This window comes from Natrononativus amylolyticus (assembly GCF_024362525.1).
Classification (GTDB): domain Archaea; phylum Halobacteriota; class Halobacteria; order Halobacteriales; family Natrialbaceae; genus Natrononativus; species Natrononativus amylolyticus.
On record NZ_CP101459.1, the window covers coordinates 137,956 to 162,078 of the forward strand.

Genomic DNA, 24,123 nt, shown 5'->3' on the forward strand with positions numbered 1-24,123 from the left:
CGGTCGCCGAGCGCCGTCGATCGGACGGGCGCGTCCGGGAGGCGATGAGGATGGCGCTGTACTTCGGGCGGGCGACGCGGGTGTTCTTCCGGACGCTGCCGTTCGTCGCGCTCCGGGCTGGCGTCGGGGTCGCCATCGGGGCGGTCACGGTCGCCTACTTCGGAGTCGTCGGCTGGCTCGGGCTCACGCTGCTCGAGGCGGGGACGGTCTCCGGGCCGATCGCCGCGGGTGGCCTGCTCGTCGCCACGCTCGTCTTCCTCGGGGGACTGCGGCTGGCCGGCCGCTACGTGTTCTACCTGGTGACCGCCGGCCACGTCGCCGTCATCGCCCACATCGTCGACACCGGCGAGGTCCCGCCGCGCCAGTTAGCGTTCGGTACGGCGGCCGTACGCGACCACTTCACCGAGGCGAGCGCGCTGTTCGTCGTCGACCAGCTCGTCACCGCCGCGATCAAGCAGTTCAACGCCCGCGCGATCTCGTTTGCGGGACTCGTGAGCGTCGTTCCGGCGCTGCGGACGCTCCTGACCGTCCTCCGGCGGACGGTTGCGTTGGCGGCATCCTACCTCGACGAGGCGGTCCTCGCCTACGTCTTCTTACACCCCGAACAGGACCGCTGGGCGGCCGCCCGTGACGGCGTCGTCCTCTACGCGAAAACCTGGAAGGCGGTGCTGGGGTCGACGCTGGTGATCGTCCTCGGCTCCTACGCCGTGGCGGTCGGCGTGTTGCTCGGGGTAACGCCGCTGGCCGGCGTCTTCGGGGGACTCTCGCCGATGGGCGAAATCCTGGGTTGGGTCGGCGTCGCCGGCATGGCGCTGGCGGTCTACCTCGGGGTGGTCCGCCCCTGGGTGAAGACCGTCGTGATCACGACGTTTTTACTCGAGGCCAAGGCGCACACGCCCGACAGCGAGGCAGTGGACCTACTCGCGGCTCGCTCGCCGAAGTTCCGCGAGCTCGTGGCCAACGCCGAGGCCGAAGACCGGAACGCGGTTCCGACCGAAGACGCTGTCAGGGACACCGACGACGGGTTCACGGCCAGGAGGCCGACCTGAGATGTCGTCAATCGAAGACCCCGACCGGGAGCCGGTCGAGCCGATGCCAGACGACGAGGAGGAGACCGACGCGCCGACGCTTCGTCGACGGACGCTGCTCACCGCGGCCGCCTTCGGCCTCGGCGTTGGCGTCGGCGCCGGCGCGACGGCCTACCGCTACCGCGGAAGCGACCTCCCCGACGACCCGATCGTCCCGGCAGCGGGAGGGATCGCGGACGATCACGTGCCGTTTTCGGTCTGGGAGGAACTCCGAGGGACGCTCCGGACGAGTCCGGACCACCTCCCGGGTCGTGCCGACGCGCTCGTCGAGGCGGGCGACCTCGAGGCCTTATTCGAATTCGTCCGCGACGAAATCGTGACCGTCCCGACGAGCACCGACGGGACTCGGGACGTCGAAACCGGAACCCGCTGGGGCGTTCGAGGAACGCTTCGCAGCGGCGCAGGAACGCCCCGGGACAAGGCAGAACTGCTCGCGGCCCTGTACCGACGAGCCGGCTACGAGGCGACGGTGATGGCCGCGGACGACGGGCTCTCGGAGGCGGCCGTCCGCGATCACTACACCCGGACGATCGACCGGGTGTTCGACCCCGACATCGACGAGGCGACCCTTGAAGACTGGCTGGATCGACTCGGCCACGACGGCACCGAGGAAGGGGCGTTCACGGTCGTCGACGACGACGGCGCCGAGAGCCGAGCGGTCGCCGACCGCGTTCGCGACGCGCTCCCCGACCCGACCGAGAGTCGACGGGGGCCGAACGCGTTCGCCTGGGAGTGGGGCTCGCGCGGGCAGCACACGCCGGTCGTCGAGCTCTCGGTCCGCGGCCGCCCTCGGTACGCGAACCCCTTCGCCGACGTGCCCTTCGGCGAGGCGGGCGGTGACGTCTCCGAGATCCGGGCGCGGGACGAGCCGGAGACCGTCGAGGTAACGCTGTCGGCGGTCACGCCGCGAACCATCGACGACCCGCTCGAGCTCGTCTCCGGTGAGTGGACGGTGCCCGAGCTGATCGGCCGACAGCTCCTCGTTCAGACCCCGCCGATCGTCGCACCCTACGAGCAACCGACGGCGAGGCTCGGTGACGTGGACACGTTCACGCCCGCGCTCGTCCTCCAGGACCTCGAGCTGTCCCAGGAGGAGGCACTCGAGGCGTCGGTCGTCGGCGATCCGTTCACCCTCCACGGCGACCGCCTGTCGGCGACCGACGACGGCGTCGTCTCCCGGAACGGCGAGCCGTTCGTTTCTCCCGGGGCCGACGTCGACCTGAGCGACGTCGAGTCGCTCGCGGTGGCGGCCGACGCCGCCGATTACCCGACGATCCGTCTCGAGGTGACCGCCACCGACGGCGACGGCGCCCACGTCGAGGGACTCCCCGCGGCGGCGTTCGCGGTGACCGACGAGGACGAGCCAGTAATGGCGACGATGATCGAAGCCGAGGCGAGAGCCCACGTGATGTACGTCCGCGACGACTCCGGCAGCATGGGCCGGGGGGTCGACGCCGCGACCGACGACGCGTGGTTCGACGAGCTCCGAGCGGTCATCGAGGACCACCCGTCGACCCCCGTCGTCGAGTACCGGGAGGCGGACTCGGATATGTGGACCCACCTCACCGACGCCGTCGCCGACGGCCCCGACCTCATCGTCTACGCACACGACGGCCAGGAGACCGACGCCTACCTCGAGACGATGGACGCGATCCTCGAGCAGGCGCCGCCGACCGTACTGCTGAGCGCCTACGACGAGACGTCCCCCGTCGAAGACGAGACCGTGCTCGCACAGGCGGCGCTGACCGGCGGGACGGCCGTCCCGATGGGCGAGACCGAGACCGTCCACGAGGCGGTGCTCGAGGCACTCGACGCCCTTACGGTGCCGACCTACCGGTTCGACTACCACGTGCCCGACGACGAGGTCGGGCGCCGGACGGTCGCGGTGACCGTCGGCGACGACCACCGCGAGGCGACGACCACGTACGAGCCCACGGCGCGGAATCCGATTCCGCGCACGCTGGTCGGGCTGTACCTGACGGTGTCGACGGCGGGCGGGGAGGTGACGCGGACGATCGGGGGCTGGGATCCCGTCCTCGACGGGGACTGGGACCCCTTCGCGGACGACCCGGCGACGGCGCTCGAGGCCGACACCCTGGGGGACGCCCAGCGGTACGCCCTGGACGTCCACGGCGCCTTACTCGGCGGCGTGACCGTCTCCATCGAAGGCGACGGCGTCCCGTTTTCGGTCGCACTCGACGACGTCCTCGGCGCTCGCACGTCGGTCGCCCACATGGACGTCGCCGCGGTCGACGGCGACCGCGAGGCGCTGGACGCCGCCCTCGAGCGCGGCGGGGTCGTGCTCCCGTACGACCTCATGCTGGTCCAGTCGCCGGTCCCTGAGGCTGCCACGGAGCGAGGCGTCACCTTCTTCAGACACCCCCGGATCGCACTCTCGCGCCAGAAACCGCTGCTCGGCACGGACCGGCTCGAGCAGGCGATCGACGTGTTGCCGGTTACTCACGCGGCGACGACCGCCGAGGATCCCGCCGACCGGTTCGTGACGACGCTCGAGCGGACGGCGCGAATCGCCGTCGTCGAGGCGGCCGCCTACGAGGTGTCGACCGGGGCGGTGCTCGGCGAGACCGCGCTCGTCGACGTCGACGCGTTCGACGCCGATCACGACCACCGGGCCGGCTACCGCGCGCTCGCCGACCGCGCCGGCGCGCCGCGTCAGGATCACCAGCTGGTGCCCGTCGACGGCTCGGCGTTCGCGCTGTGGACCGTCGACGCGGGCACTGGAACGCTGGTGGGGGTGATCGACGACGCCACCGGCGGCGGGCGTCGCTACCGCGACCTGGAGGAGCGTCTCGATCGCCTGAGCCAGGTGATGAGCGCGTACAACCTCCTGTTGATGGCCGCGAAAGGCGGCGGCGCCATCTCCGCCGGGGGTGCGCTCGCGCTGGGTGTCGTCGCGCTCTACGGCCAGCAACTCGCGCGGATGTACGCCGGCGTTACGCTCGTCTTGATGACGATGGACGCCCGCCACCTCGAGTACCACCTCCGGATGGCGATCGCGGGGATGGTCTGTGGGATCGTCTGGGAGATCACCCTCGGCGTGTTCAGCGTCTTCGGCGCGGCCGCGGCGTTTCGGGTGATGGTGTTCCAGCTCTTCGATAACCTGCTCGGGACGATGGGCGTCTCGACGCCGACGTCCTGTGGGCTGTGACACCCACCCGCGACTGAAGGCGCTGAATTCCTTCCGTGGGACACCAGACTATCCTGTGCTCCCGGAAACGATACTCCCACTTGGTGTGGGTCAGTTCACTATTTTGAGGAGCTGTGGGAGGCGAAGCGCCGATCACTCCTCGTCTTGGTCTTCGTCTTCTTCCTCGGTGGGGTCGTCGGGACCCGCAGCTTCCTCACGTTCTTCCTCCTGGGCGGGGACATCAGCCGTTTCGTCTGCAGTAGGATCTTCGTCCGGATCCTCGAGACGGTGTAGATACGCATCTCCCATCACGATGTTCGGTACCTGAGTGGGGTGGATCTCCGTGGCATCGTCTTCTTCCTCGGTGGGGTCCTCGGGGCCGGCGGCCTCCTCTCGCTCCTCCTCCTCGTCCTCGCCGTTTTCCTCATCGTCGGCCGCCTCTTCACCGTTTTCTTCGTCGTTCGCCGCGTCCTCGTCGTTCTCTTCGTCGTCCGGATCGTCCTCGTCCGTCTGGACGACGATATCGCCGACCATCGTCCCGGAGTGGGGCTCACAGACGTACTCGACCATCTCCTCGCTGGCGTCGAACTCGAGCCACTGGTCGTCGCCCGGGTCCGTGGTCACGCTGGTCGAGAGGCCGTCGACGGTGTCACCGTCTTCGTCTCGGATCGCGATGTTATGGCCCTGCCCGTCGCCCTGGGTCCAGCCGAGCTCGTAGCTTTCGCCGTCTTCGAGGGTGAGTGTCGGGTTCTGCTCGCCTTCGATTTCAGCAGGGGCGATGCCGACCCAGCCGCCGGTCTGGCCGTCGAGTTCGATCTCGGTGCCGGGGGGAATCGTTTCGGCGTCCTCGTCGACCTCCTCGTCGTCGTCGGGGTCGAACGGTGCCGGATACGGCCCGTCCTCTTCGCCGACGGAGTCGACGTAATCGAACGTTTCGGTGCCGGTAGTGTCGCGGTGGACCCACACCTGGTAGAGCTTCTCGCCCTCCAGGGGGTCGTCGAGTTCGAGGACGACGTCCTCGTGTTCGCCGGCCTCGAGGAACGGTGTGACGCCTCTGACCTGGGTGGCGACGAGTTCCTCGAGTGACGGCATCAGTTCGCCTTCGATCGGCCACAGACTCTCGTGGGCAGCCACCGGGTCGACGATGGAGATGAACCCACCCTCGGGAAGGCGTGCCCACTCGATATCGATGGACGAGCCATCGGTCACCTGGTTTGGGAACACGACTGCGGCGAACTCCTCGTCGTCGTCGGCCGGCAGGTCGTCGTCGTGTTCGTCGGCGACGGCTCTCCCGCCGAAGACGGCGAAGGTCGCACTCGCGGCGGTCGATTTGAGGACGGTTCGTCGGAGCAGTTTCGGTGTCGTATCGGTTGGGTGTGTCTCTTGCATGGGTCTTACACCTCGAGGGAGTACGCGGTCACGATGCCGCTCTGTTGGGTCGAGACGAAGACGAACACCTTCCCCGCGGCGGGGTCGTGCCAGACAACCGGTGAGCCGTCGACTTCGCCGCCGATGTCGTCACACCAGAGTTGCTCGCCCGTCTCGGTTGCATACGCGAGGAACTCGCCGCCTCGGGTGCCCGCAAACGACACCCCCGCGGCCGTCGTCAGCGTGCCGCCGCGAACGACATCGTCCCGCCAGTCCTGCCATTTGACCTCGCCGGAGACGGGGTCGACACCGGCGACGACCCCGCTGAACCCGTTCCACTCCTCGAGGTACTCGGTCGTCTCGATTTCGCCGATACCGTGGAACGACTCGCCTGGTTCGTACCACGCCTCTTCCCATGCCCACCGCCACGGCGTGTTCTCGCCGGTGACGACCATCGTCCGGCTCTCGCTGTGGTAGGAACTGGGCTGGGGGTTGGTGCCGCCGATCCACGCCGGCATCATGAACGGCATCTTCTCGACCTCGTCTTTGCCCGGCAGCGTCCACATGTTGTGGTGTTGGACGTAGCCGTCACTGCGCTGGACGAGGCGGCCGGTTTCAGCGTCGATCGTGAACACCCAGCCCGCCTTGGGCGCCCATGAGACGAGTCGCCGTGACTCGCCGTCGACGTCGGCGGTGTAGGTGATCGCCGGACTCGGTGAGTCGTAGTCCCAGTAATCGTGGGGGGCGTCCTGGTGGTGCCAGCGGTACTCGCCGGTCTCCGTGTCGACGGCGACTTTGCCCGCCGAGTAGGGGTTCCAGCCGGGTCGGACCGTGCCGTACCACGGCCCGGCGTTGGCCGACGGGATGATCACCAGATCGTTCTCGACGTCGATACAGCCCGACGCCCAGGCGGTGCCGCCGCCGTGTTTCCAGGAGTCGCCGACCCACTCGCTCTGGGGGGTCATGTTGACGCGCCACTTCGGCTCGCCCTCGAGGCTGATTCCGTCGAAGAAGCCGCTGACGCCGTACTCCCCGCCGAAACTCCCCTTCATCAGGGTGCCGTTGTAGATGAGCGGCGGGAACGAGGAGGTCGTCCCGCGCGAGCGCTCCCACTGCAATTCCTCGTGCATCAGGTTCTCGGCGGGCTCGTTCCGGTAGGCACAGGCGCCGTTGTAGTACCACACCTCCTCTCCGGTGTAGCGATCGATCGCCAGCACCCCGAGATCGAGGGTGCTCTTGAACACCAGATCGCCGCAGACGGCAGCCCCGCGTTCTGCGGGGGCGGACTCCGGACTCGTCCCGACGACGGGTTCGTAGATGTGCGTCCAGAGGAACTCGCCGGTTCGGGCGTTCAGCGCGTGGAGTTCGTCGGGCCCGAACGTGAGGTACATGATCGGCGGGTCGCCGTGGACGATCAGCGGAGAGTTCTGATACGACGTCCGTGGGGGATCGCCGTACTCGAACTGGTACTCGATCTCGAGGTCCCCGACGTTCTCGGGGGTCAGTTCGGTGCCCGGATACCGTCGCTGGCTGTCGTAGGATCCACCCATGATCAGCCAGTTGTCGGTGCGGGTGCCCGTTTCGTGGAGGTCCTCGTCGGTGATCTCGGTCTCGGGGATCTGGTCGGTATCGAACTGTTCGATCTCGGAGTCGCCCGGCTTCTCGGTGTAAGGGCCCTCTAAGATGACCTCGACGTCCTCGAGGTGGTCGATCGGGTTCTGGAGCATGCGGTTCATCGGTCACACCCCCTCGGAGGCCGACCGTGGCTTTCGCATCTCGTCGTCGATCCACGCGATGTCGTCGGCGAGGAACTCCTGGCCGATGATCATGATCGCGGTGCTCGCGGTGGTCAGCGTCGTCAGGGTCTCGTCGCTGATCGTCCCCTCGGCGAGGCTGCGAGCAGCATCGCCCAGCACGTAGACGCCCGCCAGCATCGACTTGATGTCCCAGACCGCCCGTTCGATCATCTCGTCGGTGATGAGCACCTCGTGTTGCCAGACCCACCAGTCTAACCCGTCGATCCAGAGCAACGAACCCGCCACCGCCCGCTCGTGCAGCGGCGGAACGTCCTCGTGGGTGACACCCTCGTCGTAGCCGTCCGGGGCGTCGACAGCCGGGTAGTCAGGGGTCTGTTCCCACCACGAGAGCTGCTCGCGGCTGGTGACGATGTTCGCGACGAGCGCCGCCTGTTCGTCCTCCGGGAGGCCGAGGGTCGCCAGCGTCTCCGGGAGGGTTTCGACCTCGAGGAGCTGTCGCGTCGTCGCGGTAATCTGGTCGGGCGAAAACGCCGGCAGGGCGGCCTCGGCGGCCGCGAAAAACCCGACGTCCGCGAGGTGGGTCTCGAGACGCCAGGCCGCCGGCGTCAGGTCCTGATACGGTGTCTCGCCGTAGTCGGGAACGCCGCTCTCCCGGAGCGCCGGGAGCGTCTCGAAGGCCTCGGCGAGCGCTGCCAACTCCCGCTCGAGCAGCGCAGCGTCGAGTGAACCGGTGAGCCGGTCTTCGATGGCGCGGCCGCGGCCACCGACTCCGGCCTGCGGAAGAGTCGACGTTCCCGACCGAAGATCGGTTAGGGTGGGCCTGTCGGTGGTTTCGGTGCTCGAAACCCCCAACGCCTTCTGAAAGCGGTGATGGTTCGCCTCGCTTACAACACCGTAATTGTATCCTTCATGTGGATCGGTACCGTATGCCATGATACGTTTCGAGATACACTGTCTGTCGACTTAGTACTATCATGGATCGTGAGATGAAATTTATTAACTCAGACGTGTATGATAGATTTTCTTACTTCCGATTTCTCCAATATTTATTGCGATTATAGAAGCGTAGGGGCGTCCTATGACCCCGGATACCGATATTGTCGGAGGCCTCTGGTCGGCGGCAGCGCGAAAACTGAATACACCGGCCACCCACTCGAGGGAACGCGCGGTGAGTTGCTACTCGTCTGTCAACAACCCCGACCTCGAGGGGCAGGGTTCTCCCTTTACCCTCTACAGGTCAATCTCTGGGCGGAGCTCGTCTGTGTTTGGTAGGTCCGGTTCTCCCACGTCGTCTGGCAGTTCCGGGAACTCCGGTTCAGTCGGTTCTTCTGGCAGTTCTTGTCCCTCGCTGGGCAGTTCGACCGCTACTTCCTCTGAGAATTGCTGGCGCTCGTTGTGCTGTTCCTCAACGACTTCCGACCGTTCACCGGGGGACTGAGCCGCTGTGGAGCCGGTGAAAACGGCTCCGCCCACTGCTATGAGGCCGGTCGTTCGCAAGACGGATCGTCGGTCCAGTTTCTGTTTCATAGTCCAGGCATGCTCCCGAAGGAGCAGACGTGTTACCTCGAGATCAGTAATAAAACCACATTGTCAATGGTTATTTCAATCACTAATAGGTGGCGCATACCGGTTGAAACTCCCGCGGTTTTCGTTAGGCGGTAGGGGTTGCAGCGGCCGCGAGGTCGCCGGCCGTCAGATCGATGTGGACGAGGTTTTCGGTGTTCGCCTCCTCCTCCTCCTCGAGTGCGACGGTGATGATGTCCGGGTCCTCGCCCGAGAGCGTGTGGACCTCGACGATTTGGCCTTCGGTATGTGCGACCTCGACGTTCCCGTCGGCGGCGTCGACGTGGGGGACGATCACCGGTTCTCCAACGAGGTCGTGGTCTGTGGTGCTGACGGCGTCCTGGACGCGCAATCTGATCGGCGACGCTGACGAACTGACTGCCACTCGAACGAAACAGACCCAGCAACAGTCGTCCAGCCGCCGATAATAGCACCCCTCACGGTAGGTTGGACTGTGAACATTCCCCTGTGGACCTCGCTCGAACGGCATCGTTACGTGGAGCACGTGACACCTCACCATGAAGATATTCGTTGAGAATCGATACGGTCGTCTAGAACAGTAGACAGATAGCTTCGGCTCTCGGACCCAGGCGAGCGGCTATAGAGACTCGAGGGGCCGTCGCTTTCGCCCCGCTCCCCTGCGGCGGTGGGTCGGGGGTCGGCGTCCCGGCGACGGACATCGGCGGGACCGGGGTGGGCCGACGCCGGCGCTCGAGTCGTGGCTCTCTGCTCGTCTGGCTCGAGAGTCGAATACCGTCCTTCAAAGTATGATACTCTGAAGTATGATTATTCGAAGTATTATATTCGGGACCACGGTATCGGAGACTGTGCCCGGGCTCGTGAACCGAACGGAAGAACTCTCGCGCCTTTCGACGCTCTATACCTCGGATGAAGCGGAACTGGCAGTGATTTTCGGGTAATGACGGCTCTCGAGGACAGTCTCGCCGAACTGACTGCGGGGATACCTTTACTACGGCCCGGCCGCTCCATTCACGTATGTCTGCTACTGGGGGTGGCACAGAGCGATGGGACCAGACACCGTCTCGGGCAGCTGCCCGGACCACTAGCGGTTCGACGCGGTGGGCGCCTCAGAACCGATTTCGGCGTCTCGCATCCACGACCGTATCCTCTCTGCCTGTCTCAGGAGTCCAGCACCGAGCACTCCTGGCCGGCGCGTACCTCACCGAAGGTTATGACGAACACTGACGAGATCATCTTCACGGTCGTCTCAGTGCTGGCCGAGGCCGACGGCGTTCCGCCGGAGGAGCTCCCGTATACGCTCGCCGAGTACGTCGATCCGTCGATGATCGAGGCATTGGTGTCGAACGACTACGACTGCGAACTCGCGTTCCGAGTGCCGGGTCACGAGGTTACCGTCACCGCCGCCGGTGAGGTAACCGTCGACGAGCGCTCGTCTCGCACGGGGACCGATCCACAGCCGGCGCTCGCCGAACGGCGGGCGCTCGGTACACACCTCGAGCAGCGGCGCTTACAGCAGTTTTTCGATACCCTGCCGTGTACGGTGTATCAGTCGCGCAACGAGCCGGGCTGGCCGATCGAGTTCATCAGCGGGAACTGTCGTGAACTGACGGGATACGACCCGAACGCGTTCATCGTCGGCGGCATCACGTTCGGCTTCGATCTGATCCATCCGGCCGACCGCGGCCGCGTCGCCGAGACCGTCCAGGCGGCGGTTCGAAACGAAGACCCGTTCTCCGTCGAGTATCGGATTCAGACGGCCGAGGAGACCGAAAAGTGGGTTCGGGAGATCGGCGTCGGGCTGTTCAGCGAACCCGACCCCATCCCGTTCGTCGGGACCCTCATCGACCTCGCTGACCTGGAGAGCGAGCAGTCAGTCGGACGTCGGCTGCCGACATCCTCCGAGAACGGACTCTTCGACGACCGTCGCTGGTAAGCCTCGGTATCATGAAATCGCGCTCAGTCGTCAGCCGACCCGACGTGTGCGCGTACCGTCTCGCGGTTGCACAACCGTTTCGCCCGTTCGAGGACGGCCGTCGCCTCCTCGTCTCGGACACCGTCTCGAGCAAACTTGGCGCGTTCGTAGCGTTCGGTGATCGTCCGAAAGTGTTCAGCATCGTCGAGGTCGTCGGTTGATACTCGCCGGTAGAACTCCCAGTGGGTGAGCGTGCTCCCACCGTCGTGTCGGAGCTCGAGCGAGCGCCGGACAGCCGCGTATCCGCTTCGAACGGCCGCATCAGGCCGCCCATTCGCGAGTGGCCGCACCCGAGAGGTGACACGACGGTGCACCGAAAACGCTGTGTGGCAGTCGTGTGACGATCGACGGCGTACTGCCAAAGCCGTGGTGTCCCGTATCTACTAGTGATAGCCAACGGTAGGTTTACAGGCGGTCGCGTGGAAGTCAACCCGCGTCGTGGAGTCGACGAACGGTTTGTCAATCAGCGCTCGGTGTTCCCCCGTCACCGGGTGCCTTCCTAGAGTGTTCCGACGACGATGGAATCCTGTCGACCCGATGGTACAAGAGGGTCGGTATCTATACGTAGCGACCAAATTCTATTGGTGATTATCGTCGGCGTACTTATGTGGGTCCCGATACGAGGGTGTATGCGGTCGGGGTGCCTCTGACACTGTGCCCCATTCGATACCGTCCCCCTACACCGCCCGGCGGTTCCCCTACTTTGCCGGGCGGCTCCCCATTCGTTGCTCGAGGTGACATCCCCACGCTGAACGGTATATCCCGGAAAGTGCGGCCCTCGAGGGGACATACCTCACGAGCGGCCGACACGAGCGCGGTCAGTCGGGGTCATCAGTCGCTATCCGAGAGTACCCGCTCGAGATCCTCCAGTGACTTGAGGACGTGATCCGCTCTGCCGGCCGCCACGACCGGATCGTCCCGACCGATAAGGCCCGTCAGCACGAGGACGGTCGTCATTCCGGCACGCTCGCCCATTCTGATGTCGGTCTCCGGGTTGTCGCCGATCACCATGCACTCCGACGGATCGACGTCGAGGTGATCGAGGCTCACCTCGATCATTGGATCGTGCGGTTTGCCCGCGACGACGTCGGGGCTGCGATTGGCCGCGAAGCTAATCGCCGCGACGACCGCGCCCGACCCTGGCTCGGTACCCGCGTCTGTCGGGCTCTTCCGATCTCGGTTTGTTGTGACGAACGTCGCACCGCCCTCGAGCGCGTGGAGTGCGCGCGTGAGCGTCTCGAAGTCGAACGCCCGATCCTTCCCGACGACGAGGACGTCGGTCTCGAACGGGTCCTCGGTGAACGTCACGTCGGCTCGCGACAGTTCCTCGAACAGGACCGGTGCGCCGACGGCCATCACGGTCGCTGTCGGGTACTCCGTTGCCACGTACGACGCCGTTACTGCCGCACTCGTCAGGATCTCTGACTCGTCGGCGTCGATCCCGATCGACTCGAGCCGCTCGAGACACAGCGTTCGTGGTTTCGTAGACGAGTTCGTGACGAACGCGACGTCGACTCCGGCGTCTCGAAGCAGCTCGATTCCCTCGCGAGCGCCGGGGATCGCCGTTTCGGATCGGTACACGGTTCCGTCGAGGTCGACGACTGCGCCGTCCATCTAGCGCCCCCCTCCCTCAAGACGGGCCGGTGAGGGCTGTCGGCGCGGTGCCCCGGCGTCCATCCGGATCCAGCGTCGGGTGGTCGGGACGCTCTCGGCGTCTCGGATTCGCGTGCTGGTGGCTATCTCGTGGACCGCGATTCGGTGTCGAACTCGGCTCTCTGTGGTCAGGTAGCGCGTCATATCTGTCGTACTGGATTCCACTGGTTCGTATTGCTTTTCACGGAGAGTTCCGTTTCGGGAGGACGGAAGCATCGGAGGTAGGCTCGGCGGTCGATCAGCTCACCTTCTTTCGGAGGTACGCCGAGACGACCTCGCTTACGATCACGACGCCGAGGATCGTGAGCAGGATCGTAGACACCCGACCCCACTGCAGGAAGTCGACTGACGTGCTCAGCTCGACGCCGATCCCGCCGGCGCCGACGAGGCCGATGATCGTCGCCTCGCGGACGTTGATGTCCCAGCGGTAGGTCGTCACACCCACGAACACCGGCTTGATCTGGGGGACGATGCCGTAGATGACGACGTCCATCGGCGAGCCCCCCATCGCTTCGATCGCCTCCGTCTGTCCGGGGTCAATCTCCTCGATCCCTTCGGCGAGGAGCTTCGAGACGAAGCCGATCGAGCGGAACGCGACCGCGAGGACGCCCGCGAGCGCGCCCGTTCCGAAGACGACGACGAAGAACAGCGCCCAGATGATCACGTTGACCGACCGCGTCGCGACGATCATGAACTTCCCGAACGCATACGCCAGGGGGTTCGGCGCCGTGTTCTCCGCGCCCATGTACGCGATCGGAAGCGAGATCACGACCGCGAGCCCTGTCCCGAGGATGGCGATGTTTATCGTTTCGATCAGCGGCGGGACGAGGTCGATTATGTACGCGTAGTCCGGCGGCGTCATCCGGATTACCAGATCCCAGAGGTTCCGGGGGGTGTAGACGAGGAACTCGTAGTTGATGTTGAGCTCGCGCCAGGAGAACGCCACGATGACGAGCGAAACGAGGATGGCGAGCCACCGGACGCCATGGTAGCGTCGGGAGTGTTTTCGCCACTCCGTCTGTTTTCCGAACGACATCACTGGACCCTCCGTCGGGCGATCGCGCTCACGATCTCGCCGACCATGACGACCGCGATGATCGCCAGGATGATCGTGAGGCTAAAGTCGTACTCGTACCTGTCGAACGAGCTGAGTAACGTCACGCCGATGCCGCCCGCGCCGACGATGCCGACGATCGTGCTCGCGCGGATGTTGATGTCCCAGCGGTAGATGGCGAGGCCGACCATGCGGGGGACGACCTGCGGCGCGACGCCGTACAGCAACACCTGCAGGGTGCTCCCGCCGGCGGCGCGAATCGCGTCGGCCTGTCCCTCGTCGATGTCCTCTAACTCCTCGGCGAGCAGCTTCGCGAAAAAGCCCGGCGTCGCGATCACGAGCGCGACGACGCCCGCGAGCGGCCCGAGGCCGACGGCGACGACACAGATGATCGCCAACACGAGTTCGTGCAGCGCGCGCGAAATCGAAACGATCGCCCGTCCCACGTAGTAGACGGGCCGCGGCACCAGGTTCTCGGCTGCCATGACCGCGATCGGAATGCTGAGCGTGACGCCCAGCGCTGTGGCGACGAACGCCATCGCGATGCTCTCGACCATCCCGTTCCAGGTTCGCTCGAGCGCCTCGGACGAGAGGTCCGGTGGAAACATCGTCGAGAGGAGGATGGACGCTGCGTCGAGGCCGCCGACTAATCGACCCCAGCTCGGCCGGATTGCCCACGCGCTCCACAGCACGAACAGGACGATCCCCGCGTAGATGCCGTACTTGACGTACTCGTTGTAGAACCCGGACGGCCGGTTCCACGACGATGGGTAGCCGCCGTCGGGCTCCGTGTTAGACACGCGGGTCACCTCGTTGGCGGGCCCGGCAATCACAGTGGTAGTAGGGTACGACCATGCGACTAGTACGACGTTTCTCTGTCCGCGTCGGTGATCTCGACCGACGGGGATTGCTGCTCTTCGACCTGTTCGGCTGGCGTCGATTCCTCGCGTGCTTCACCCGACCGGTAGATGACGTCGCGCGCGTCCTGGTCGAGCTCGTCGGGCGTTCCCTTGAAGACGACCTCTCCGTCCGCGAGTCCGACGATCCGGTCGGTGTACTCGAGTGCGAGTTCGACCTCGTGGATGTTGATCAGGACCGGGATGCCCTCTTCCGTCGCGATCTCCGTGAGGAGTTCCATGACCGCGAACGACGTCTCCGGGTCGAGCGAGCTGGTCGGCTCGTCCACGAGTAGGATCTTCGGCCGCTGAAGGACGGCGCGCGCGATGCCGATTCGCTGTCGCTGCCCGCCGGAGAGCTCGTCGGCGCGCTTGTTCTCCATGCCGCTGACACCGACGCGTTCGAGGATCTCATACGCCCGCTGGACGTCTTCCGGCGGGAAGTCCCGCCGAAGCGCCTGCCACGTGTTGACGTAGCCGACGCGGCCCGAGAGGACGTTCTCCATCACGGTGAGCCGCTCGACGAGGTTGAACTCCTGGAAGATCATTCCCATGTCCCGTCGTGCGTCGCGCAGTTCCTTCTTCGACAGCGCCGTTACGTCGGTCCCGTCGAGGCTGACAGAGCCGCCCGTCGGTTCGGTGAGCCGATTGATACACCGAATGAGCGTACTCTTTCCCGCGCCACTGGGACCGATGATCGAGACAACTTCCTCTCCGTCTACGTCCATCGAAACGCCTTTCAGCGCCTCGTCCCCCGTCGGATAGACCTTTTCCAGATTTCGTATTTGTAACATGTGTACCGTCTATGTACCGTCTTGTTCGACGACCGAAGAGCAACACGACCGGCAGAGAGTCGCTCGTCAGTCGATATCGGCGGGGTCGTCGAGGTCGATGTCGTTGTCCTCGTGGGTGACCAGAATGTCGTGCCAGTGAGTCGCGTAGTCGATTTCGATGAACTCGCCGCGTCCCTCGAACTCCTCGGCGAACTCGGTGTCGTAGTAGTCGTACTCGAGGAACGCCCGTTCGATTCCCTCTTGGACGTCCTCGGGCAGGTTGTACTTGTATGAGAACGCCGTCGTCGGAATCGGATCGCTCGACCAGACGACCTTGATGTCGTTGGCGTCGACGTCACCGCGCTCTGCGACGCGAGCGACGCAGGTGCTGCACACCGGCGCAACCTCGTAGTCCTGATGGTAGACCGAGAGGATGACGTTCTCGTGATCGCCGACGTGTTCGACCGAGTAATCCTCCTCGGGCTCGACGCCGAACTCCTCGTCGAACAGCGCTCGGGGCATTAGGTTCCCGGAGTTCGAGGCCGGGTCGCCGTGAGCGCCGTTGCGCCCCGCGAAGTCCTCGACGGAGTTGATGTCCTCGTGGTCCATGTGGGTGATCGCCCACAGGCGATACCCCGCGTCGTCCTCCGAAACCTGGATCGAAAACGGCACCGCGCCCGCGAGATTGACGGCGAACGGAACCGCACCAGTCGAGAAGCCGGCGATGTGAAGCTGGTCCGCCCGCATCGCCTCGACCTGCGCGGCGTAGCTGTCCACCATGTTGTTCTCGCAGGGGTAGCCGGTCTCCTCTTCGATGTTCTCGAGGATCGGATCGACCATGTCCGCGTAGAGCGCCGGGTCCTCCGTCGGCGTGAGCGCGAACTGGAGCGTGCTCGGCTCGATGATCTCGTCTTCGCCCTCCACTTCGCGGATATCGCTCCCGTAGTGGGGTTCGTCCTGCTCCTCGAAGGCATCGATGTCCTCCATTCTTCCGGTTACGAACCCTTCGTCGATGAGCGTCTGCATCGTCTGGGGAAACACCGGATCGTCGAGGTCGAAATCCTCGAACTCGTCGTCACCGCCGGCGTCGTCGCCGTTCGCCGCGTCGTCAGCTGAGTCGTCAGCGGTGTCGTCATCCGCTGGATCGTCGTCTCCGAGACACCCCGCGAGACCGGTCGTTACTGCTGCACCCGTCCCGAGTAGTACCTTTCGCCGGCAGATACTACAATGTGGTCTGTTATCTCTGGCCATGTTGACGAAGATCCCTCACGGATAAACATATGTGTTACTCTTGCTATCAACAGAGAACATATATCGCCCAACTATCCCGAAAATCGAACACTTCGTTCTTTTCTCCGACGCGAACCGTCACGAAAAACCGCTCGCACGTCCGCTGATCGCCCACCCACACCCACCGCTGCCCGCCTGTACCGGGAGGAAGCCGTTCGAAGTGGACACCTTCACTCGCTGCGGAGCAGCCTCTCGACGGCCTGGTCGAGCGCCCCGAGTGCACCCGGTTCCAGTTCGCCGTCCTCGTCGGGGTTGGAGAGCCCCGGCTCCGACGCCGGATCGGGGCTGCCGACGACCACGGTTCCGTACATCCACGTCTGGTGTGGCGTACAGACGTAGTCGTACACTCCTTCCTCGAGAACGGCGTGCGCGAACGATTCTTGGTGCTCGAGCCTGTCGCTCGCCGGGTAAGGGGATATTAGCGTCTCAATTCGGGTGAATCGCCCCGGGGTCAAGCCTCGGGGCGTTCTCCGTGCACTTCTGTAAAGCACTGGGGCACGTTGCTCGCTGATCGGCGGCCGCCCGAGCGGCGAAACCGGCGCGTCGGCTCGTTCGCCGGCGAATCACACACAATCCTTATCCGACCCTGGGTGTACGGTACAGACGTCGATGAGGCTGCGCAGAAACGCAGACCCTGAGCCGCCGGGGCTGAATTGGGAGGTGCGTGGACCGTGGAAAACGCACAGCGAACTAACGAACCGGGGTACGCTCGAGTACGACGGCTCGACGTACTTCTGTCGGACCCATGAGTCAAACGGCGGCGCGTGGCGGGTCGCGTACGGGTCGCCCATCGGAGGCGACGGCTCGCGCGTGTTTCTGTTCTCAGACGGCGACCTGCGGTGGACGAAGCGCGTGGCGTCGTCGATCGTTGGCCTCGTCTCCCGGCAAGGAACCGTCATGATTCTCGGCGGCGGCGACGCGGACGATCTGAACGGGAGCGTTCACGTGTTCGATTCGACCGGAACCCGTCAGCTACATGAGTCGTACCAGGCGAACGTCGCCGACGGCGACCTGTCCGGGGACGGCTCGCTCGCGGTCGTCCAGACCCAGCCGCCGGACAACACGACCTACCTTTACGAACTCGAGGAGGGGCGGCTCGTCGCCGCCCACTCGAGCGACTGGGCCCAACCGACGGTCGCCCGGTTCGGCGCCGACGGAGAGTCCCGGTACGTCTACCTGAGCGTGTCACACGCGAAGCGGCCGATATACACCCTCGACGAGACTGGCGCGGTCGCGTGGGAGAGCGATCGACACCGAAAGATGCGACCGCTTATGGAACGACTTCGAACGCGGTTCGGCTCGTCCTGACGGTCGTGCGCCCCGTCGTGAAACGTCAGCGCTCGTCGTCGCGGTGGATCGGCCGAACGCCGTCGACGGCGGCTTGCCAGGTCCGTCGGGACTGTCGAGGAGTCCGGGCTCTTCGAGTCACTCGAGTACCAACCCGACCGAAACGGTGGGCGGCTCGAACGCTGCCTTGCGTCCGCTCGCTTCCGCTCGCGCTCAGGCGCTCGGGCGCTCGAACGCGAACGTCGCGCGGAAGGCGACGAAGTAGGCGAACACGACGACGCCGGCGAGGACGAAAAGCGCCTCGTAGCCAGTTACCGCGAGCACGAAGCCGAAGAGCACCGGCGAAACCGTCTGCCCGGCACGTTTCAGCGTGTACAGGGTGTTGACGATCCCGGCGAGGTACTCGGGGTGTCCCATCGACGTCACGGTGTCTTTCATCACGGGGTCGAAGAGCGCATCGCCGACGAAGTAACACAGCACGAACACCGACAGGACCACCAGATCGGGCGCGAACGGGATCGCGATCAGCGCGCCGGTGCTGACGGCCATCGACGCCAACAACGCCCGTTTACGGCCGATCTGCGCCACGATGAGCCCTGAAATCGGCGAGACGAAGACGTACGCGAACCCCCGGATCGACAGCAGCGCGCCGGCTTCGAACAGCGACGCGCCCATGACGCGAACGGCGAACAGGGGGATGAACGTCAACACGGCGTACCGGATGAACCCGCGGACGAAGCCGCCGACCACCAGGATTCTGAGGCTCGGTTCGAGCAGTTCGTTCCGTATCGCACCGCCGTACTGGCGTGTCACGGAGCGGACGCCGAGCCCGTCGCCTGCGGAAACGGTCGGCTGAATCGTCTCGCGCAAGAACAGGTGGGCACCGATGAGCATCGGAAACGCGAGCGCGAACAGCAGGAAGGGGGCGTTCCACGAGAGCCCCGACAGGTAGCCGCTGAGCGCCGGAATCGAAATCGCGCCGATGCCGACGATCGCGACCCGAAACCCCTGCGCGGCGGCGTTGGCCGGCCCGGTGCAGATGTCCCCGAGCATCGTTACCGTGATCGGGAAGATCACCGCTGCACCGACTCCCATGACGACCGCGAACGCGAGGAGCAGCGCAAACGTTTCGAGGAAGTACATTGCCACCCCTCCGGACCCGAACAGAAAGAGCGACGGCAACAACACGGCCCGCCGTCCGTACCGATCTGCGACGACCGCACCGATTGGAATCACGAGGATCGACGGCACCTTGAAGAACGTGATGAGCAGCCCGACGCGACTGTCAGACACACCGAGGGCGCTGGCGATGGCGGGCAGCGCCGGTGCGAGGGCCGCCTCGAGCATTCCGGTGAGCGTCGTTGCCAAAATCAGCGCGATCTGGTGATCGGAGGCGACCCGGAGGTAGATCGACGCGATCGTCTCGTCATCGTAGTCGCGCGTGGTCATGGCCGTTCTCCGGTCCGACCGGGACTCCAGGGAGAGTGGCACACTCTATCAGGACGAGCAAAATAACTGATTCGGTGACTGGTACGTTCGTCGCCACCCCGCCCCTGCGATCAGCCGTACCCGGCCGCGTACCATCGACAGATTCGGTTTTTTCTTCGCGGCCGCTTCGGTTCCTGCTGTGACTCGAGACGAAGCGAATGTGATGCATGAGGTGCGCGTCAAACGTGTGGGGGACGGCTTCGGCTGGTTCGAGTAGTTCGAGTGGAGAGATGGCTTCCACTGGAGAATCCGGTTCCACTGGAGATTCGTTTCGGATGGAGTCCTGTCTCGGATGCACGCTGAACCAACACGGACTAACTGTATGGAAGCGACGGCGCCACTAGCACACGCTGTGTCACAGTTCGACGGGCGAGCTGCGGTGGGTTCCGTGCACGCTCATACCTGGGTAGGGACTACCCTCGAGCCGCGGCTCTGGCTTCGATGGGTGAGTCGGGGAAAGGGGCAGTCCCCGACCAGTGCATGCGACCTCGGGGGCGGCGCAAAGAAGGCACCGTGAGTGGAGTTCCCCCGTACATCACGTGTCTCTCTGTCGTTGGTATGAGCTTTGTGGTTGGTTGACACGATAGGGGTGTTGAAACGAGCGTCTGACGCGACCACTACGGAGGTGGGTGGACAGAACTGATCCCGACTCGCAGCTCTCGAGCAGTCATATTTCGTGACGTGAATACGATCTGGTCCAGTCGAGATCTCGTCAACTGGTTAGCCGTCTTCGTCCCCTGCGTAGATTTCTTCCCACGTCACGTCCTCAGAGTGCTGAACAGGTTCGAGATAAATCCGTCCCCATTCGATCTGGCCTCTAGAGATACCCTTGATGACGACGCCACGGACGTCCAATTCGTCGCCGTTGGTTTGCGTGTCGGACATCCGCATCTCGATCCAGGCAACATCGTCGTCGATCGTCGTTCGCGGAAACTCGACCGCCAGATCAGGAGTCGTCTCGAACATTTGTATCCAGTTCTTCCGAACCTGGGCACGTCCTGTAAACGATCGGTCGGGGTGGGCCGGCGTTTCGCTTCGATAGTCCTCGTGGAAACACGAGAGCAGTGCCTCGAGATCGTGGTCGTTCATCGCTCGCCGAAACCGATCCACGACGTCTTTGGTGGTTTGTGACACGCTACCATCAACCATCACTGGACTGATAAACCCGGGGTGACGGGCAGCGACCGGTTCGGGGTTTGACTGTGTTCGACCGGTTTTCTCCTCCCGGTAGTACCACGAGAGTTAGCTCAAATTGTCAGTAACCCACGACTGAGGTCGTGGGCTTTCTCCTTGCATTTCTGTGATCGCTCAGTACAGAGGAGATCCGATCAGTGCCGGGGGTGCCTGACTGGCGAGACGCGGGGAGAGTGGGGCGTCTTGATCAGCGACGTATGCGTCCCCGTATCCGCCTTCGAACGTCATCGGCGGAGACGTACGTTTGGGTGTCGGTTGGGGAAAGCACTTCATTGAGGGATTCCCATCCACCCTGTGTTTCGATTTCATAGTCGCCATAGGCCTCGATCAAGTCCTCCGTCGTGGTCGGATAGTCATGGGTTTCGAGTGCGTCGTCGAGCTCACCAAGCTGGTCGACAGCGTCATCGCGCATCGGTTCGGCTTCGTCACCGCGAGTACGTGCCTCCGCCATCTCACGCTCTCGTTGGCGTCGCTCTTCGTCATCCGCTTGTTTGTTCCGGCCCTGTTTGTCGTCTGCCATCGCGTGCACTAGGCGACCGACTCGGATAACGGTGTGGTCGCTCATCGGTACGACCGCCTCCACAGACCTCTCGTAAGATCGGTACAGTTGCAGTCCTCTCGCTCGGGTAATTCTCGGGATTGGATACCTCCTGTACAGTTCGATTCGCCAACCCGGTACGGAACGGAGAGACACCGCGGCCGAAGAACTGCGAACTGCCTACGCCTTTCGCAACGAGCAGCAGCGGGCTTCACGCTACGCCGGGGTAGCGGTCCACTCCTCGGCTACTCGGTCGTTCGACCGTCAATCACTCGGTCGATCGGCCGTCAATCCCGTAGCGAGGGTGGTGATGAGCAGTTCCTGTACCTGCTCGTAGTAGTCTTCGTCGTACTCTTCGTAATCTTCCCGGTGGAGCGCCAGCAGTTCGATCGTTCCCACCATTCCGAGAATCGTTACCGGATCGCGTTCCGCGAGCAACCCGTCACTGCGCTCCTGAAAGAATTCGATGTACGGAACGATTTCGCTGACGCCCTCCTGTGCAATCTCCGCGAGTCGCTCCGGTGGAACGGTATCGCGAAACATCCGGTAGTCGTCTTCGCGGAACAGTTGTTGGACGAGTGGATTGTTTTCGACGAACGCCTTGTAGCACCAGCACAACCGTTCGAACCCCTCGCGAGGGTCATCGACGCCGTCAAGTTCGTTATCGAGGCTCTCGGTGAACTCGTCGACCTCGTGTCGCATGATCTCGAGGTATAGTTCGGCTTTCGAGTCGAAAAACAGGTAGAACGAACTTTTGGCGATTCCAACGGGCTCGGTGATGTCCGCGACGTTCGTCTTCTTCAATCCGAACGCGAGGACCTTCTCGCGTCCGACCTCCAGGAGGTCTTCCCGGATCCGATCCCGCTCCTCGTCGCTAAAGCCGTGCATGGCTATTTTTAGCGCTGAAACTTGATAACTAACTCGGTCACCGGTCATGACCTCATGACCGTAAAAGATATCTATTCATGAAGTCAAGCTAGAGATATGGCAGTCATCGAAGTGGCCGATCTAACGAAGGACTACGGGAGCGTCCTCGGTGCCGATTCCCTCTCGTTTACCGTCGAAGAGGGGGAGGTGTTCGGATTTTTAGGACCGAACGGAGCCGGGAAGACGACGACGATTCGTACGCTACTCGGCCTGCTCTCGCCCACCGCGGGAACCGCGACCGTGCTCGGGGCCGACGTTCGCGACGAAGCCGCGCTGCTCGAGGCGAAACGTCGGATCGGTTACCTGCCGGCCCACCTCGGGTTCGACGAGGGGGTGACCGGCAAGCGGGTCCTCGACTATCACGCGTCGATCAAGGGTGACACACGCCGGGACGAACTGCTCGAAATCTTCACGCCGCCGATCGACCGCCCGATCCGGGAGTACTCCACGGGAAACGAGCGAATGCTCGGGATCGTCCAGGCGTTCATGCACGATCCCGACCTCGTCATCATGGACGAGCCGACGTCGGGGCTCGACCCGCTCAAACAGGAGGCGTTCAACGAGTTCGTCAGGGCCGAGCGCGGAACGACGATCTTCTTCTCCTCGCACGTACTGAGCGAGGTCCGGCGGGTCTGCGATCGCGTCGGCATCCTCCGCGAGGGACGACTCGTCGGCCTCGAGGACGTCGAGACGTTGCTCGATCAGGGCGGCAAGCGCGTTCGCGTCCAGACGTCCGACGAGGCCAGTTCGGAACTGACTGCTCTCGACGGCGTCATCGACGTGAGCACATTCGCCGACGGCGTTCAGTTCATCTACACCGGTGACTACAACGCGCTGCTCCGTGAGCTCGCATCCCACGACGTCCGCGAGGTGGACATCAGCGAGCCGCCGCTCGAGGACGTCTTCATGCACTACTACGGGACGGACGGTTCCGAGACGGCCGGTCAGGAGGTGGAGACCAGTGTTTGAAACCGCCCGGTACGAGGCGAGCCGTCGCGTTCGAGGAACGGCGGTTCTGGCGATCGCACTGAGTCTCTACGTGGCATTTATCGTCTGGTACTTCACCGTCCTGGAGGGCGTCGATTACGACCAGATGCTCGAATCGATGCCGCCCGCGTTGATGGACGCGTTCGGCATCGAGACGATGGCGACGATCGAGGGGTTCCTCGGCTCACAGATCTATAACTTCGTGTGGCTGCTCGCGCTGGGCTTGTACTTCGCGTATACGGCCGGCGGACTCATCGCGAAGGACGTCGAGCGAGAGCGAATGGATCTGTTGCTCTCGTTGCCGGTCTCGCGGTCGCGGCTGCTCGCCGAGAAGGTCGCTTCGTTACTGCTGCCGCTCGTCGCGCTCAACGTCGTCGTCGGCGCCGTCACCTACGTGCTGGTGTTGGCGATCGGCGAGACGATCGATCCGACGCACCTCGCGTTGGTTCATTTGCTGTCGATTCCGTACCTGCTCGTCTGTGCGGCGATCGGCGTGGTTTGCTCGGTACTCGTCGATCGAACCGCCATCGCAGAGCGAGCCGCGATCGGTCTCGTCTTCGCGCTCTTCCTCGTCGAGTCAGTCGTCGGCGGCGCGAGCGATTTCGAGTGGATTCAGTACATCAGTCCGACGTACTACTACGAGCCGACGCCGATTCTCATCGACGGCACGTACGACCTCGCCGACACTGGAATCCTGCTCGCGCTCTTCGTGGTTTTGCTGCTCGTCAGCCAACTCCTCTTCCGACGGCGGGATATCTAACTCCGCTCCGTCTGCGTTTTCTCCTCGTTTCAGTGGCGGGCACGACCGTCCGCTGAGCCGAAACAATCGCGCTGCCCCACTCAAGAGAGGGGATGTCGGATTCCTCCCACGGCTAACGCCGTGGGCTTCCTCCTTGTCGTTCTGTGAAGTTCCCGTCCATCGGGCGTAGATGTCGTGGCAGAAGCAATGAAGGACGCCTTTCAGGAGTTCAGGTGGCTCATGTACCCGTGTTCGCCCCCTCGATTCGGGGGCGAACACGGGGTCTCCGTGAGAACTTGGTGCTGGACACATCAAATCCATCCTACTGCGTCCTTGAGAGGACTTCTGCACCACCGCTTGGATAGTATGCAAACAGAGTCGCCGGTGCTTCTTGATTTCCCGTTTCCGGAGGAACGCCT

The 24,123-nt window shown here is 64.1% G+C and carries 22 protein-coding genes; 6 read left to right on the forward strand and 16 right to left on the reverse strand.

What is annotated here, in order from left to right:
- The first annotated feature begins 50 nt into the window (after nt 1-50).
- Nucleotides 51-1,049 carry a hypothetical protein gene (locus NMQ11_RS16085; RefSeq protein WP_255171370.1) on the forward strand — a complete coding sequence of 333 codons (999 nt, stop codon included), beginning with the start codon at nt 51-53 and terminating at the stop codon, nt 1,047-1,049.
- Nucleotide 1,050: 1 nt separating this feature from the next.
- Nucleotides 1,051-4,257: a hypothetical protein gene (locus tag NMQ11_RS16090; protein WP_255171371.1), complete on the forward strand. Its 3,207-nt coding sequence runs from the start codon at nt 1,051-1,053 to the stop codon at nt 4,255-4,257.
- A 132-nt stretch (nt 4,258-4,389) separates the two neighbouring features.
- Here NMQ11_RS16090 and NMQ11_RS16095 read toward each other — a convergent pair whose 3' ends face one another.
- The 5 genes from NMQ11_RS16095 to NMQ11_RS16115 all read right to left on the reverse strand — a co-directional run bounded on the left by NMQ11_RS16095 (nt 4,390) and on the right by NMQ11_RS16115 (nt 9,309).
- Nucleotides 4,390-5,625, reverse strand: coding sequence for a cupredoxin domain-containing protein (locus NMQ11_RS16095; RefSeq protein ID WP_255171372.1), 1,236 nt, complete (start codon nt 5,623-5,625; stop codon nt 4,390-4,392).
- Nucleotides 5,626-5,630: 5 nt separating this feature from the next.
- Nucleotides 5,631-7,340: an outer membrane protein assembly factor BamB family protein gene (locus NMQ11_RS16100; protein ID WP_255171373.1), complete on the reverse strand. Its 1,710-nt coding sequence runs from the start codon at nt 7,338-7,340 to the stop codon at nt 5,631-5,633.
- 3 nt (nt 7,341-7,343) lie between these two features.
- Nucleotides 7,344-8,294, reverse strand: coding sequence for a hypothetical protein (locus tag NMQ11_RS16105; RefSeq protein ID WP_255171374.1), 951 nt, complete (start codon nt 8,292-8,294; stop codon nt 7,344-7,346).
- Between the two features lie 297 nt (nt 8,295-8,591).
- Nucleotides 8,592-8,888, reverse strand: a complete 297-nt coding sequence (locus NMQ11_RS16110) for a hypothetical protein (protein WP_255171375.1) — start codon at nt 8,886-8,888, stop codon at nt 8,592-8,594.
- A 124-nt stretch (nt 8,889-9,012) separates the two neighbouring features.
- Nucleotides 9,013-9,309, reverse strand: a complete 297-nt coding sequence (locus NMQ11_RS16115; protein WP_255171376.1) for a hypothetical protein — start codon at nt 9,307-9,309, stop codon at nt 9,013-9,015.
- An 807-nt stretch (nt 9,310-10,116) separates the two neighbouring features.
- Between NMQ11_RS16115 and NMQ11_RS16120 the strand changes: the two genes are divergently transcribed.
- Nucleotides 10,117-10,839 (forward strand): PAS domain-containing protein, encoded by a 723-nt coding sequence (locus NMQ11_RS16120; RefSeq protein ID WP_255171377.1) that lies wholly within the window; start codon nt 10,117-10,119, stop codon nt 10,837-10,839.
- 23 nt (nt 10,840-10,862) lie between these two features.
- On the opposite strand, the gene NMQ11_RS16125 is transcribed toward NMQ11_RS16120, so the two are convergent.
- The 7 genes from NMQ11_RS16125 to NMQ11_RS16155 form a co-directional block, all read right to left on the reverse strand.
- The gene (locus tag NMQ11_RS16125) at nt 10,863-11,168 is read right to left on the reverse strand and encodes a DUF4129 domain-containing protein (protein ID WP_255171378.1); all 306 of its coding nucleotides are present in this window, start codon (nt 11,166-11,168) and stop codon (nt 10,863-10,865) included.
- Nucleotides 11,169-11,709: 541 nt separating this feature from the next.
- Entirely contained in the window at nt 11,710-12,492 is a 783-nt protein-coding gene (locus NMQ11_RS16130; protein WP_255171379.1) for an HAD-IIA family hydrolase, read from the reverse strand.
- Nucleotides 12,493-12,769: 277 nt separating this feature from the next.
- On the reverse strand, nt 12,770-13,567 hold the full coding sequence (phnE, locus tag NMQ11_RS16135) for a phosphonate ABC transporter, permease protein PhnE (RefSeq protein WP_255171380.1): 798 nt from the start codon (nt 13,565-13,567) through the stop codon (nt 12,770-12,772).
- Nucleotides 13,567-14,385 carry a phosphonate ABC transporter, permease protein PhnE gene (gene phnE, locus NMQ11_RS16140; RefSeq protein ID WP_255171381.1) on the reverse strand — a complete coding sequence of 273 codons (819 nt, stop codon included), beginning with the start codon at nt 14,383-14,385 and terminating at the stop codon, nt 13,567-13,569. The genes phnE (NMQ11_RS16135) and phnE (NMQ11_RS16140) overlap by 1 nt, the downstream gene beginning before the upstream one ends.
- Before the next feature lie 59 nt (nt 14,386-14,444).
- Nucleotides 14,445-15,275, reverse strand: a complete 831-nt coding sequence (phnC, locus tag NMQ11_RS16145; RefSeq protein ID WP_255171382.1) for a phosphonate ABC transporter ATP-binding protein — start codon at nt 15,273-15,275, stop codon at nt 14,445-14,447.
- Nucleotides 15,276-15,341: 66 nt separating this feature from the next.
- Entirely contained in the window at nt 15,342-16,505 is a 1,164-nt protein-coding gene (phnD, locus tag NMQ11_RS16150) for a phosphate/phosphite/phosphonate ABC transporter substrate-binding protein (protein WP_255171383.1), read from the reverse strand.
- A gap of 209 nt (nt 16,506-16,714) precedes the next feature.
- Nucleotides 16,715-17,035, reverse strand: a complete 321-nt coding sequence (locus NMQ11_RS16155) for a cupredoxin domain-containing protein (RefSeq protein ID WP_255171384.1) — start codon at nt 17,033-17,035, stop codon at nt 16,715-16,717.
- A gap of 118 nt (nt 17,036-17,153) precedes the next feature.
- Here NMQ11_RS16155 and NMQ11_RS16160 point away from each other — a divergent pair, with 118 nt between their 5' ends.
- Nucleotides 17,154-17,852 (forward strand): hypothetical protein, encoded by a 699-nt coding sequence (locus NMQ11_RS16160; RefSeq protein ID WP_255171385.1) that lies wholly within the window; start codon nt 17,154-17,156, stop codon nt 17,850-17,852.
- Nucleotides 17,853-18,044: 192 nt separating this feature from the next.
- Here NMQ11_RS16160 and NMQ11_RS16165 read toward each other — a convergent pair whose 3' ends face one another.
- The 4 genes from NMQ11_RS16165 to NMQ11_RS16180 all read right to left on the reverse strand — a co-directional run bounded on the left by NMQ11_RS16165 (nt 18,045) and on the right by NMQ11_RS16180 (nt 21,939).
- Nucleotides 18,045-19,280 (reverse strand): MFS transporter, encoded by a 1,236-nt coding sequence (locus NMQ11_RS16165; RefSeq protein WP_255171386.1) that lies wholly within the window; start codon nt 19,278-19,280, stop codon nt 18,045-18,047.
- Between the two features lie 759 nt (nt 19,281-20,039).
- Entirely contained in the window at nt 20,040-20,408 is a 369-nt protein-coding gene (locus tag NMQ11_RS16170) for a nuclear transport factor 2 family protein (protein ID WP_425607720.1), read from the reverse strand.
- Between the two features lie 292 nt (nt 20,409-20,700).
- Nucleotides 20,701-21,033, reverse strand: coding sequence for a DUF5789 family protein (locus NMQ11_RS16175; RefSeq protein ID WP_255171387.1), 333 nt, complete (start codon nt 21,031-21,033; stop codon nt 20,701-20,703).
- A gap of 282 nt (nt 21,034-21,315) precedes the next feature.
- A complete protein-coding gene (locus NMQ11_RS16180; RefSeq protein WP_255171388.1) occupies nt 21,316-21,939 on the reverse strand; it encodes a TetR/AcrR family transcriptional regulator in 624 nt (207 codons plus the stop codon).
- Nucleotides 21,940-22,035: 96 nt separating this feature from the next.
- On the opposite strand from NMQ11_RS16180, the gene NMQ11_RS16185 reads away from it, so the two are divergent.
- Entirely contained in the window at nt 22,036-22,947 is a 912-nt protein-coding gene (locus NMQ11_RS16185) for an ABC transporter ATP-binding protein (RefSeq protein ID WP_255171389.1), read from the forward strand.
- Nucleotides 22,940-23,725: an ABC transporter permease gene (locus NMQ11_RS16190; protein WP_255171390.1), complete on the forward strand. Its 786-nt coding sequence runs from the start codon at nt 22,940-22,942 to the stop codon at nt 23,723-23,725. Before NMQ11_RS16185 ends, NMQ11_RS16190 begins: the two co-directional genes overlap by 8 nt.
- Nucleotides 23,726-24,123: the final 398 nt, after the last annotated feature.